Annotated in this window: 12 protein-coding genes; 8 read left to right on the forward strand and 4 right to left on the reverse strand. The window is 44.5% G+C overall.

The genetic code is table 11. The annotated features are described in order from the left end of the window. Positions 1-4 precede the first annotated feature (4 nt). Positions 5-529: an RnfABCDGE type electron transport complex subunit B gene (locus G6R11_RS17890; protein WP_163134441.1), complete on the reverse strand. Its 525-nt coding sequence runs from the start codon at positions 527-529 to the stop codon at positions 5-7. A gap of 9 nt (positions 530-538) precedes the next feature. Beyond that, entirely contained in the window at positions 539-1,120 is a 582-nt protein-coding gene (rsxA, locus tag G6R11_RS17895) for an electron transport complex subunit RsxA (protein WP_163134442.1), read from the reverse strand. 307 nt (positions 1,121-1,427) lie between these two features. Here rsxA and nifL point away from each other — a divergent pair, with 307 nt between their 5' ends. The 8 genes from nifL (at position 1,428) to modC (ending at position 9,356) form a co-directional block, all read left to right on the forward strand. Next, positions 1,428-2,969, forward strand: a complete 1,542-nt coding sequence (nifL, locus tag G6R11_RS17900; RefSeq protein ID WP_163134443.1) for a nitrogen fixation negative regulator NifL — start codon at positions 1,428-1,430, stop codon at positions 2,967-2,969. Continuing rightward, complete coding sequence (gene nifA, locus G6R11_RS17905; RefSeq protein ID WP_163134444.1) at positions 2,969-4,516, forward strand: nif-specific transcriptional activator NifA; 1,548 nt, start codon at positions 2,969-2,971, stop codon at positions 4,514-4,516. The genes nifL and nifA overlap by 1 nt, the downstream gene beginning before the upstream one ends. A 385-nt stretch (positions 4,517-4,901) precedes the next feature. Next, on the forward strand, positions 4,902-6,215 hold the full coding sequence (gene nifB, locus G6R11_RS17910) for a nitrogenase cofactor biosynthesis protein NifB (RefSeq protein ID WP_163134445.1): 1,314 nt from the start codon (positions 4,902-4,904) through the stop codon (positions 6,213-6,215). Then, the gene (locus tag G6R11_RS17915) at positions 6,215-6,478 is read left to right on the forward strand and encodes a 4Fe-4S dicluster domain-containing protein (protein ID WP_163134446.1); all 264 of its coding nucleotides are present in this window, start codon (positions 6,215-6,217) and stop codon (positions 6,476-6,478) included. Before nifB ends, G6R11_RS17915 begins: the two co-directional genes overlap by 1 nt. An 8-nt stretch (positions 6,479-6,486) precedes the next feature. After that, positions 6,487-7,110, forward strand: a complete 624-nt coding sequence (locus tag G6R11_RS17920; RefSeq protein WP_163134447.1) for a nitrogen fixation protein NifQ — start codon at positions 6,487-6,489, stop codon at positions 7,108-7,110. A gap of 76 nt (positions 7,111-7,186) precedes the next feature. Then, positions 7,187-7,975, forward strand: coding sequence for a molybdate ABC transporter substrate-binding protein (gene modA / locus G6R11_RS17925; protein WP_205472920.1), 789 nt, complete (start codon positions 7,187-7,189; stop codon positions 7,973-7,975). A gap of 2 nt (positions 7,976-7,977) precedes the next feature. Beyond that, entirely contained in the window at positions 7,978-8,658 is a 681-nt protein-coding gene (gene modB, locus G6R11_RS17930) for a molybdate ABC transporter permease subunit (RefSeq protein WP_163134448.1), read from the forward strand. Beyond that, positions 8,649-9,356 (forward strand): molybdenum ABC transporter ATP-binding protein, encoded by a 708-nt coding sequence (gene modC, locus G6R11_RS17935; protein WP_163134449.1) that lies wholly within the window; start codon positions 8,649-8,651, stop codon positions 9,354-9,356. Before modB ends, modC begins: the two co-directional genes overlap by 10 nt. 35 nt (positions 9,357-9,391) lie before the next feature. Here modC and G6R11_RS17940 read toward each other — a convergent pair whose 3' ends face one another. Further along, positions 9,392-12,499 (reverse strand): efflux RND transporter permease subunit, encoded by a 3,108-nt coding sequence (locus G6R11_RS17940; RefSeq protein WP_163134450.1) that lies wholly within the window; start codon positions 12,497-12,499, stop codon positions 9,392-9,394. Beyond that, positions 12,499-13,599: an efflux RND transporter periplasmic adaptor subunit gene (locus G6R11_RS17945; protein ID WP_163134451.1), complete on the reverse strand. Its 1,101-nt coding sequence runs from the start codon at positions 13,597-13,599 to the stop codon at positions 12,499-12,501. The genes G6R11_RS17940 and G6R11_RS17945 overlap by 1 nt, the downstream gene beginning before the upstream one ends. Positions 13,600-13,678 lie beyond the last annotated feature (79 nt).

Genomic DNA, 13,678 nt, shown 5'->3' on the forward strand with positions numbered 1-13,678 from the left:
CTCCTTAGGCCGTTTGCGGTTTTGGCCATTGCCAAGTATTAAGCTGAACTTGTTGGGCTTGCATGCTTAAACATCCTTGCTGGCAAGCCTTCTCGCATAAACGACAGCCGGTACATACTTGGCTAATTACCGTATGCATTTGTTTGCTGGCACCAACAATGGCGTCAAAGGGGCACGCTTTAAAGCATCGAGTACAGCCACTACATTGGCTTTCATCTATATAAGCAACTACCGGAACAGCATCGGGGTCATTGCTAACTTCTACGCCCAATAAACTGGCTATGCTTGCCGCTAAGGCGTTACCGCCTGGAGGGCAACTAGTTGGCGCTAAGTTACCTTTAACCATGGCTTCGGCAGCTTGGCGACAACCGGGTTCGCCACATTGGCCACATTGTCCGCCGGGTAACAAGGCTTCTAGTTCATCAACTCTTGGATCGCCTTCCACTTTTAAAGCCTTAGATGCCCAACCCAGTAACGCTCCTAGGCTTGCACCGAGCAAGATAAGTAAGATGATGGAAATAATAATCATGTTTGGCTCCTATTGGCTCACTAAGCCGCTAAAGCCTAAAAAGGCCATAGACAGCAAGCCAGCTGTAATAAATGCGATGGGAAGCCCCTCAAAAGCAACAGGCACTTTGGCAAGTTTTAGTCGCTGGCGTAAACCGGCAAACAACACAATCACCAAACTAAACCCAGCTGCAGAGCCAAAGGCATAACAAAGGGTTTCGATGAAGTTCATGTTGTTTTGTACAACCAGCAAAGCAACGCCTAGCACTGCGCAGTTGGTGGTAATTAGCGGTAAGAAGATCCCTAAGGCTTGGTAGAGCTCTGGGCTATTCTTTTGAATGATAAGCTCGGTAAGTTGAACTACTGCGGCTATTACCAAAATAAGCACTAAGATCCGCATCACTTGAATACCTAAAGGAGCTAATAGCAAAGCTTCAATTACCCAAGCGGCAATGGCGGCTAAACACAACACAAAGGTGGTCGCCAACCCCATTCCCAGCGCACTATCAATTTTGCTTGATACCCCCATAAACGGACACAATCCCAGGAACTTGCCTAAGACCACGTTGTTTACCACCGCAGTACTAATGAATATAAGCAGGTAGTCAGCCATTCTTTTCTCCACACAGTTTTGTTGCTAATGGCTGTGTTGCAGGGCGTGTACCAAGTTGGGGAGATGAACCAAATTGGGGAAAGAACCCAAGTATTACTAGGTTCTGGCGATGCTACGCCGGTGTAATCGCTAGTGTTTTAAGGGTGGTAAATACGACAAATTTAACTGATAAATTAGTTAAATTTGTTGTAAATCAAACAATGTTTATTCAACAAGCCCTTGTGGCACAGCGAGTTAGCGAAAGGAATGCCGCTTGCATTGCCCTTTGTGTTCAGCAGTTAAGCCAGCAATGCAAAGGATTGATTGAATGATGAATGAACTTAAATCTACCTTAGAGCAAGCTTTCGAAGAACTTGCTCCTTTAAGCGAAAGACAAATCCTATCGCAATGCTTTAGTGTGTTAGAGCAAATGCCAATGGCTATGTCGGTAAGTGACTTAGACGCAAACTTTATGTTTGTGAATAAACGTTTTGCCGAAATCACCGGTTATAGTCAAAAAGATTTGATTGGCAAAAACCATTCCTTACTAAGTTATAAAACCACCCCTAAAGAAGTTTACCAAGCGCTATGGGCTTGCATTAGTAGTGGAGGAAACTGGAATGGACGATTAGTTAATAGAAAAAAATCAGGCCTGCGTTACCTCGCGGAATTATCGATAACCGGCTTGAAAAATAAACAGGGTGCTATCACTCATTACGTTAGTGTCCATCAAGATATCAGCGAACGACATCAGCAGCACACCAAAGCGGCCAACCAAAAGTTGATGGTAGAGGCAGTACTAAATACCGCGCCGGTTGCGATTGCCTTATTAGACCAATCGCAACAAGTGGTACTAGATAACCTATCTTACAAAACTTTGCGAAGCGATTTTAACGATGAGCCCGTGAGCATTGCCTTAGAGCAACTAAAAGGAAATGATTCAAGCGATGGTGCTTTTAACGAAGGGCAAACCTTTAATGTGGAAGTAGGCAAGGGCAAACGTAAACGTTGGTTCAGTTGTTGCCTCTCTTCGGTGAATATTAATGGTACTGAGGTTGATGACTATTTTGTCCCAAAACTTAGTCGCTATTTGGTCATCACTCTCAGTGAGGTAAGTAAAGAACGGCGCAGACAAGCGCAGCAGCAGTTGTCGGAGTTGCGCCGCTCTACCGAAGAATCTGAAGCCTTGCACAGTATGCAAGAAGCTCTGCATGCGGCGATTCATCAGATTCAAGGGCCAATCAATATGATTGACTCTGCCTTGCAAATGTTTTGTGGGGGGGCTAACAACTGCGCTAGAACAGCAGCCATGCAGGCAGGCTTAGAAGCAGGGCACGCAGCCATTGCTCAATTAGAAAGCGCCTTACCGCGCAAACCACACGAGCCAACTCAGTCGCTTAATATTAATCAGCTGGTTCATGAAGTAACCGAGTTATCTAGCGACCGACTGCTAAATCGCAGCATCACTATGCAGCTTAGTTTAAATGGCACACTACCTTCGTTAACTGGGCAACCTTCTCGACTGCGCGTGGCCTTAAAACAGCTTATCGATAACGCCATTGAGGCAATTGATTATGGGAAGAAAACCCGCAGAGAAATTGTTTGCAGTACTCAATTGGTGGATGAAGAAATCGAAATCACCGTGGAAGACAGCGGCCCTGGCATTAAAAAAGAACTGCAACTGAAAGTATTTGAACCCTTTTACAGCACCAAACCCAGTAACAATAGCGGCTGTCGTGGCGTTGGTTTAAGCATTGTTCAGCAAGTGGTTAGCGAACATAGCGGTACCGTTCAGTACCTATCTACATCTTTAGGCGGCTGTAAAGCACGCATCGTACTTCCTCTTCGTAGACGTAAACGAGGTGAATAATGGAATATTCAACGAAACGCGAATCTCATATTGCAGAAAAACATTTAGCTGCCTTGTACGACGTTAGCAGCGTATTAACCAACAGCTTAGATTACAAACAAAGCGTGAACAAAGTGCTGCAGGTCTTGCACGATAAGGCCATGTTGCAACACGCTATGTTAGCGCTCATTGCAGAAAACGAACAAATGCTTAGCGTAGATACGGTGCACACGCCAAATCATGAAAATGGCAGTGTGGCTAAAAACATTCGTTATCGTCCGGGTGAGGGCATTGTAGGCACGGTGCTTACTCAAAAGCAGCCGATAGTATTAAGCAAGGTGTCTAATGATTTACGCTTTGCAGACAAGCTAGATCTTTATGCTTTAGATTTACCGTTTATTGCGGTGCCGATTAAAAAGTCTAACGAAGTATTAGGTGTGCTTGCTGCTCAACCGCAAATTGATGCGCCCGAAAAGCTAGCCTTGTTTACTCGTTTTCTTGAGATGACCGCTAACTTAATCGCTAAAAGCGTATTACTGGCCAAAGACGTTGCGGTGCAAACCGACCAACTAGAGGCTGAGCGCGATAGATTGCGCCGCAAGGTAAGAAGCAATTACAGCATGGACAACATTGTTGGCCACTCGCGGGTAATGCGCAGAGTATTTGAGCAGATCCGTTTGGTGTCTAAATGGGATAGCACGGTGCTGATTCGCGGCGAGTCAGGCACAGGTAAAGAGTTAATTGCTAATGCAATTCACTACAATTCGCCACGGGCTACTGGACCATTTATCAAACTAAACTGTGCTGCTTTACCGGATAACTTGCTTGAATCCGAGCTATTTGGTCATGAAAAAGGCGCCTTTACCGGCGCGGTTAAGCAACGCAAAGGCCGCTTTGAAATGGCCGACGGCGGCACCTTGTTTTTAGACGAAATTGGCGAAATTTCTTCTGCGTTTCAAGCAAAGCTATTGCGAGTATTACAGGAAGGAGAATTTGAAAGGGTAGGCAGCACTCAAACCATTAATGTTGATGTGCGGATACTTGCCGCGACTAACCGTAATCTTGAAGAAGAGGTAAAACAAGATCGCTTTCGAGAAGATTTGTATTACCGACTGAACGTAATGCCGATGTTCCCGCCACCGTTGCGCGATAGAATCGAAGACTTACCGGATTTGGCAGAGTTTTTAATTGATAAACTCGCTAAGCAACAAAGACGTGAGTTACAACTTACCGACGGTGCAATTCGTATGATGATGGCTTACGATTGGCCGGGTAATGTTCGCCAGTTAGAAAACTTGCTAGAGCGTGCATCGGTGATGAGTGAGAGCGGGGTGATTGACCAAGACTTGATCGTTATTGATGGCTTAGACGGGCCAAAAATAAGTCCGCGACCCAGTATGGAAAAAGTCACTCTGGATAGCCCTGAAATGGATGAAAGAGAACGGGTTATTGCTGCTTTAGAGCAGGCCGGATGGGTGCAAGCAAAAGCGGCGCGTTTACTTAATATGACGCCACGACAAATTGCTTATCGTATTCAAGTTATGAACATTAATGTAAGGCAACTTTAATGGAACAGCTGGCATTTTCCGATGTGGCGGACTTATGCCAGTTTATGCAACAGCGGCTTAGCTATACCAATCAACATCAGCGTTAGCAAGCCGCTTTAACCGGATAACATTGGAAAACTCCCTCAGAAACTCTACGTGAAGGTCATGACTTTTGTCATGACCTAGCCGCTTTGCCAAAAGACAGTTGTTCCCACCTTAGCTACCAGAACATGGCTAAGTTTATAAACTACTAGCCGCGTTAAGGCTGTCGTATTTGCAACAATTACTACAGACAAGCTCACAAGCTCCAAAAAAAATTGCATTTAAGTTACTGTAATTAAAAGAAAAGCTAGTTGGAATAGCCCTTGCACTAGTTACTTTATAGTAGTGAACAAGGAAGCTTTTCATGACAATACGAACACTTAAGCCATCCGATGGAGATAATCCATTAAGCTTAAAAGCCAGCGAGCAAGCCGCCTTGGTAGCGAAGCATCCTTGCTTTTCTAAAGAAGGCCACCAATATGCACGGATCCACTTACCGGTAGCGCCAGCGTGTAATATTCAGTGTAACTACTGTAATAGAAAGTTTGATTGCAGCAACGAAACCCGACCTGGAGTGGTGTCTAAATTACTGTCTCCCGCTGCAGCAGCTACCCGGTTTGTAAAAGTTAAACAGCATGTGCCTGAAACCCAGGTGGTGGGAATAGCAGGTCCGGGTGACCCACTGGCAAATCCAAAGGCAACCTTAGCCAGTTTAAAAGCGATAGCCAAGGTAGACGATGAAGTTCACCTATGTGTATCGACCAACGGTTTAGCCTTAGTCGATCAGCTTGATTCCTTACTTGCTGCTGGCGTTAAACACTTAACCATTACCATTAACTGTATTGATGCAGATATTGGTCAGCGAATTTATCCTTGGGTGTATTTCAATCAACGCCGCTTGCACGGACGCGAGGCTGCTCAAACCTTAATTGATCGTCAGCTACTAGGTTTAGAGGCTGCAATTAAGGCAGGAATGTTAGTTAAAGTGAACACCGTACTGATCCCTGGGATCAACGACTTCCACGTAGAGTCTTTGGCTAAAGAGCTCGGTCGCTATGGTGCCTTTATTCACAACATTATGCCTTTAATCTCTGATCCATCGCATGGTACTTACTTTGGATTAATGGGGCAGCGAGAGCCCAGCAAAGAGGAGTTAAACCTTGCAAGAGAGCAAGCAGGACAAAGCATGCAGCAAATGACGCATTGCCAGCAATGCCGTGCCGATGCAGTGGGTAAACTTGGCCAAGATGTAGATATTGGCGAGCTAGAAAGCAGTAGCACCTTACCAGTACCTAAGACCATAGAAGTCGCAGTTGCTAGCAAGAGCTTAAGTTTAATTGACCAGCATTTTGGCCATGCTACTCAGTTCTTGCACTATCAAGTTAGTGGCGACGAAATCAAACAACTTGATAACTTTATATGGCAACAATATTGCGAAGGCGGTCAGCAGTGTGACGAATCTGCAGCTAAAGACTTAAGCCAACTACAACACTTCGACAAAATTCTGTGTAGCCGAATTGGTTTTGCGCCTCAACAAGAACTCTCGGAGTTTAAAGTGCAAGTGAGTACCGATTATGCACTGCGCGATGTGGACTTAGCACTTAAAGAGCTTCAGCAAGATTTACGTTCACAAGCAGAAACTAGCAATTCACCTTGCAGCATGGGGGAGTGTAGCTAATGGCTTTAACTATCACTAAAGCATGTATCGCCTGTTATGCCTGTAAGGAAGTATGTCCAAGTAAGGCAATTATCAGTGATGATAAACAGTTTTCGGTTATCGCTCACCGTTGTGATGAATGTGCAAATAACCTTAACGGTGCCCAGTGCGCTCAAATCTGCCCAGTAGAAACCGCCATTGTTGATGCAAAAGGGCGTGCATTAAATCCGCCAGGCTCCTTAACGGGTTTGCCTCAAGACGCCAATGTTATCGAGCTAAGTTAGGAGGGTTTATGGAATCACAAATAGTTCAAGAAACTCAACAACCAATGAGTGAAGCGTGGCTTCAAGCCTTATCTCGTGTTTGCCCGCCAATGTCTTTACATAATCGCAATTGGTTTGAACAGATTATTCATAGCCAACTTAACGGGCAAGCGGAATTGCCCTATGGCCTGGGTTTAGATAACGCCAGTTATATGGACTTAAAGCGAGCCATTGCCAGCGACGATATAAGTAAACAAGAGTTGCTTTGGAAACAACCTTTTAAAGCTAGCCTTCGTAAACGCGCTCAAGTACTTGAAGAGGTTTTTGACTTGCGCATGCAGGAACGCAATGAGCTTAGTTCGCTGCTGTTTGCGCATTGTAACGACAAAGTGCCCTTTGCCTTTCAAATGGCCATTGTGGTGGCTACGGCGTGTTTATCTCAATCGCATCTTTGGCACAACCTCGGTTTACGTAACCGCAGTGAATTAGGTGACTTGCTTAAGTACAACTTTCCTTTATTGCATCAGCAAAATACCAACAACATGCGTTGGAAACGTTTCTTCTACCGCCAACTTTGTCAGCAAGGTGGAGATTACGTTTGCAGAGCGCCTAGTTGCCAAGAGTGCTCGAGTTACAGTGAGTGCTTTGTATAAGTGTGTTGTATAGGCGCTTTGTATACGCTCTTAAGCGTAGATTTCTAACATTATGAGTATGCTTACTGGAGTCGTAATGATGAATTGTAAAAAGCTAAGCAAATGCACAACGGCACTTTATTTAGCCTTTGTTGGAGCGTTTGCTAATGCTACAGAGGTACAAGTCGCCGTTGCCGCTAACTTCTACAAACCGATGTTGGCCATTGCTCAGATGTATGAAGCTGATTCTCAACACAAAGTGTCTATATCTGTTGGCTCCACCGGAAAACTTTACGCTCAAATAGCCAATGGTGCGCCTTTTGATCTGTTTTATGCTGCTGATCAACTACGCCCAAGCAAACTTGTAGAATTGGGTTTAGCCGAGCCTAACAGCCAACAAACCTATGCCTTGGGCCGTTTAGTATTATGGTCGAAACAAAGTAACTTGGTTGATAAAAATGGCGCTGTATTAAATTCCGAAAACTTTAACTACTTAGCGATTTGTAATCCTAAAACTGCACCCTACGGCGCTGCAGCGTTAAGCACTTTAACTAATATGACTTTGCTTGATTCCTTACAGAGCAAATTAGTAGAAGGTCAATCAGTGGGGCAAACATTTCAGCAAGTTAGCAGTGGTTCCGCCGAACTAGGGTTTGTAGCTCTGTCTCAAGTACTTAACGATGGCAAGTTAGAAAGTGGCTCGATGTGGCTAGTGCCAGACTCTTTTTATAAGCCAATTAAGCAAGACCTTGTGCTATTAAACCGAGCTGCTAACAACCCAGCAGCAACATCGCTGATAGCGTTTATGAATACGCCGAAGGTTAACGCGCTTATTAAACAGTTTGGCTATGGCTTGCCTGCACAAAGTGCTTTCAATAGGACTTAACTATGCCCGAGATAACGGTAGTGTTTTTAACCCTAAAACTGGCATTGGTGGTTACTGCTATTTTGTTGCTAATTGCTACGCCTTTGGCCTGGTGGCTGTCGCAATCTACATCTGTATTAAAGCCTTATGTAAGCGCTATATGCACCTTGCCCTTAGTATTGCCTCCGACGGTGTTAGGCTTCTATCTGTTGTTAATATTGGGGCCAAATGGCCCTTTGGGCGAGTTAGCAAACTACCTTGGCATAAAAAGTTTACCGTTTTCTTTTAGCGGTATTGTGATTGCCTGTGTAGTCCATACTTTGCCCTTTGTGGTTCAGCCAATACAAAACGCCTTTGAAGCCATTGGCCGTAAACCCTTAGAAGTAGCCAGCACCTTACGCGCTAACTCAGTGCAAACTTTTTGGCGAGTGGTATTCCCGCTAGCACGCCCCGGTTTTTTTACTGCAGCTGTGATGGGGTTTTGTCACACCATCGGAGAGTTTGGAGTGGTGCTAATGATAGGAGGCAACATAGCAGGAAAAACTCGGGTTATGTCTATAGAAATATACAATCACGTAGAAGCAATGGAGTACCGAGAAGCACATTGGTTAGCGGGTTGCTTGGTATTGTTTTCGTTTGTGTCTTTGTTGCTTATTCATGCCGTGAACGAGCGATACAAGGGAAGGGTATTAGCATGTGTTTAAAGCTTAAGATAAAAGCCCTACGTGGCGATTTTTACTTAGATGTTGATCTTGAATTAGCCAGTACCGGAGTAAGCGCTTTGTTTGGTGCATCTGGCTCTGGGAAAAGCTCTTGTTTGCGCGCTATTGCAGGCCTTGATAGTTTGCCAAATACCCTTATAAGTTTTAACCAAGAAGTTTGGCAGGATACTCAAGAAGGGCTCTGGCTAGCGCCACATAAACGTGACATTGGTTACGTATTTCAAGATGCCAGCTTATTTCCCCACTTAAGTGTTAAACAAAATCTGTTGTTTTCTGGTCAGCTCAACAAGCAAGAGCAATCTGAGTCCTTAACAGAAGTGTGCATGCTGTTAGATATACAGCATTTAATTAATCGTATGCCTGGCACTTTATCGGGTGGCGAGCGCCAGCGTGTTGCCATCGCCAGAGCTTTGCTTAGTAAACCTAAGCTCTTGTTAATGGATGAACCTTTATCAGCCTTAGATGACAAACTAAAACAAGAAATCATCCCTTACCTTGAGCAACTACATCAACACTTATCAATACCCATTGTCTACGTAAGCCATGACATTAACGAAGTAAAACGCCTAGCTGACACCATGATTGTTTTAGAAAAAGGCCAAGTAGTGAGCCAAACAAGCCTAAGCCAAAACCAAAACATAGCGCCTATTACCGCTAAGCCTTATCTAAAAGCAGTGTAAAAGGCCAATGCGAGTTTGCATTGGCCTAATACTGTTTATGAGCTTTTGCTTGCTTGTTCCGTGGCTATTTCTTGTTCCAGTAGTTGGGTGGTATGTCCCGGGGAATGAGTGGAGCGCGCCAGTAGTTGGTACATTGCGGGAATAACTAACAAGCTAATTACCGACGCAAAGGCCATACCGAACAGCACTACAGTTCCTACCGATATTCGACTTTCTGAGCCAGCGCCACTAGAAACAATTAAGGGTACAGCTCCGGCTACCGTGGTAAATGCTGTCATCATAATAGGCCTTAGTCGCCTTGATGCTGCTTCTAGAATGGCTTGATTAAACTCGATACCGCGATCGCGCAGTTGGTTAGCATACTCAACAATCAAAATACCATTTTTGGTTACCATACCAATTAACATGATCATGGCGATTTGGCTGTAAATATTTAAGCTTTCGCCCATCAAATACATGCCTGCCAGACCACCAAACACGCCCATAGGAACTGTTAGCATTACAATCATTGGATTAATAAAGCTTTCAAACTGAGCGGCCAGCACTAAGTAGGCGACTAACAAAGCAAGCAGGAAGATGATAGCGGTGCTGCTTTGATTTTCTTTGTAGTCTTTAGACTCTCCGCTGTAGTTAATACTGATATCGCTGGGCAAGGTGTCTTTTGCTAGCAGCTCTAAGTGATCAAGTGCGTCACCCAGTGTATAACCTTGATTAAAGCTGCCTGATAAAGTGACTGCTCGCTGTTTGTTTAAGCGACTAAGGCGACTTGCAGAAGCAATTTCTTGAATGTTGGTAACACTGTCTAGGGTAATCAAATCGCCCTTAGCGGTGCGTAAGTAAATTTTGCTAAGGTCGGTGGCACTGTTAAAACCTTCCTCACCGCCACGAATATAAACATCATACTCTTCACCGCGATCTACAAAGGTAGTTTCACTGCGACCACCAAGCATGATCTCTAAGGTATCGGAGATTTCGCTAACACTTAATCCCAGCTCGGCAGCTCGCTGCCTATCAATATTAACAATGAGTTCCGGTGTTTTTTCCGAGTAGTTAATATCTAAGGCGGTGATGCTAGGGTGTTGCTCGGCTTTCTCCATAATCACTTGTCCCCAGTGATTCAACTCCGAGAAGCTAGAACCTGCAAGCACAAACTGAATGGGATCGTCAGATTTACCTCTAAAGCCCGGTTGCCGTGGTCGAATAGAAATGTCGGCAATATTTCCTAAGGTTTTACGCAATAAGGCTACAACGTCTGCGGCATTCTCCTCACGATCTGCCCAGTCTTCTAATTGCACAATGATAAACGCGGTGTTATCACCGGCTCGGCCACCAAAAGCAGGGGTTTGCATGTTAAATGACTTGATCAAACCCTCGCCGACTAAAGGCATAATTTGCTGCTCAACATTGTCCATGTTGGTAGTCATTCTGTCGTAGCTGGTGCCTTCAGCCCCCTTAATCATGATCAACACTACGCCTCGGTCTTCTACCGGTGCTAGCTGAGAAGGGATAGCCTGGATTAGCCCAACACTGCCAATAACACAGAGAATAATCGCTGTTGGTGCAGCAGTTCGGGTATTCATTATTTTTGTTAGTAAAGCTTGATAGGCAGGAATTAGCTTGGCAAATAGCTTATCCATTAGCTGACTAACTCGGCTAGGGCGCGAATTAAGGCTTAGCAGCTTACTCCCAAGCACCGGGGTTAAGGTGAGCGCAATCAGTGATGACAAAATAACGGCCACAGATAGCAGCACCGAGAACTCGGTAAACATTTTACCTACCATGCCATCCATATAGGCGATGGGCAAAAACACCATTACCAATACCAATGTGGTTGCTATCACCGCAAAACCGACTTCTCGGGTGCCGCGATAAGCCGCAAGCAAGGGCGGTGTACCTTTTTCTATGTGATGGTAGATGTTTTCCACCACCACAATGGCATCATCGACCACTAATCCAATGGCCAAGATAAGTGCCATTAAGGTGATTAAGTTGATTGAGAAACCAAAACTTTGCGCAGCAATAAACGCAGCGATAAGTGAAACCGGCACCGTAATAGCGGGGATAATGGTGATTTTTGCTTGGCCTAAAAATATGTATAACACTATCACCACCAAGCCGCCGGTGATCATTAAGGTTTGATAAACCTCATCAATGGCTTGCTCGATAAATACCGTTGAGTCGTAGTCGACTTTTAGCTCGGTTCCGTCTGGCATAAAACTTTGTAAGCGGTCGACTTCTTGAGTTACTTTGGTAGCTACATCTAGCGGGTTTGCATCTAACTGAGTAACAATACCTAGGCTTAGGTTTAAAATACCGTCACTTTTAAAGGTAGAGTTTTCGTTTTCAGCACCAACAAAAACGTCGGCAACATCTTTTAGGTAAACGTGAGTACCGTCACCGCTGGTGCGAACTCGTAAGTATTCAAAGTCTTCTGGTTCTGCGTATAAACGCTCGGTGCGAACTGGCATTACGGTGGTGTCATTTCTAATTTCACCACCGGGTAATTCTAAGTTCTCTTGTTTTAAAGCCGTTACAATGTCGCTTGGCGTAACCTGCCTTCCTGCCATTAGTGTTGGATTAAGCTTTACGTACATAACCTTGTACAAAGCACCAGTGAGTTCAATTGAACTTACACCGCTAATCAGGTTAAACCGGTCAATCAATACGCGTTCTGCGTAATCGGTGAGCTCGGTTCTATCCATTTTGCTAGAGTTTAGATTGATGTAGATTGACGCTTCACCAGAACCGTTATCTTTTGAAACTACCGGGTCGGTAATGTCGTCAGGTAAGCTTCGTTTGGCACGTTCAACTGCATCACGTACATCGCTTACGCCTTCTGTTAGCGGCCAACCAAGAAGAAAGGTTACCGTTACACGCGACATACCATTACGCGAAACCGAATCTATTTGGTCTATTCCGCTAATTCCCGATAACTGATCTTCTATCACCGAGGTTATTTGGCTATCAATAATACTGGCCGAAACGCCTTCATAACGTGTTGAAATAGTAACAACTGGGTTTTCGACATCGGGCATTTCCCTTACCGCTAGCTGGCTAAATGACACTAAGCCAAATACACAAAGCAGCAAACTTAAAACTATGGCAACAACTGGGCGTTTAACCGAGACATCAGAGAGCAACATTAAATCTGCTCCTGATCTTTAGCCGATGACGACTCTTGAGCTTGAGAGTTTGCGAGTTGCGAAGACACATCTTTTACATTGGCGCCATCTCGAATATTGACTAAACCTTGCACCACGATGTTGTCGTTAAGGGCTAAACCATGCTCAATAAGGGCAAAATTATTTATTCGCGCGCCAAGCTGTACCTCAGTGCGATGGGCCACTTGCTGGTTGTCTACTACATAAACGTACCTTTTGGTGCCAGAGTATTCTATGGCTTGCACTGGGATCATTGCCTGGGTAGTTGGCGGCAAGGTGAGGGTGGTACGCATCATCATGCCGGGTTTTAACAGCTTGTCAGGGTTGTCGAAATTAACTCTTACTTTTAGGTTTAGGGTATCCCTGTCTACTCGGGGATCGATAACATCGATAGAGCCGTTAAATTGATGTTTAGGCCAAGCTGGAGTGGTCGCTTTTATTGCCATTCCTTTACTTAACAGCGATAGATACTGATCAGGAACATTTAAATCAAGCTCTAAGGTGTCTAGGTTATCGAGGTTTAACAAAGCTTGATTAGCAGTAATTAATTCGCCTTTGCTTATGTCGACTAAACCAATTACACCGTTAAACGGCGCTTTTAGGTGGTGGTCGTCAAGATTTGATTGAGCAGACAGTAATCTTGCTTCTGCGATAGCAACACTAGCTAATTGCGCATCGAAACTAGTTTGCGATACCGCTTTACGTTTTAGCAGTTGTTCGAACTCGTTAAGCTTACGTTTCTCATCTTCTAAATAAGCTTCGGCTTCGGCGACCATTGCTCGAGCTTTTACGTCATTTAACTTAAGCAGCTGTTGGCCAGATTTAACCTCTTGATTAGAGCCAACCTTTATCTGTTCTATTTTACCGGTAACTTCGGCGGCAATATGCACAGACTGCTTAGCATCAAGAGTGGCAATTAAGCTCAATTTTTGAGAAAGAGAATGCTGCTGAACTGACTCGGTAGTCACCAGTGTTGGCGCAGAGCGGCGAGGCGAGTCCTTATTGTCTGCTTGCAGATTAAAGTAAACAAAGGCAAGTAAACTAACAATTAACACCGGAGGCAAAACAAAACGTAAATACATGACAGCCTATAAAACGTAAATTAGGAGCCTTATTTTAACGTGTACTTGTTTCATTAGGCGTAAACCAAGTGTAAAGAAA

This window comes from Agarivorans sp. Alg241-V36, assembly GCF_900537085.1.
Lineage (GTDB): Bacteria > Pseudomonadota > Gammaproteobacteria > Enterobacterales > Celerinatantimonadaceae > Agarivorans.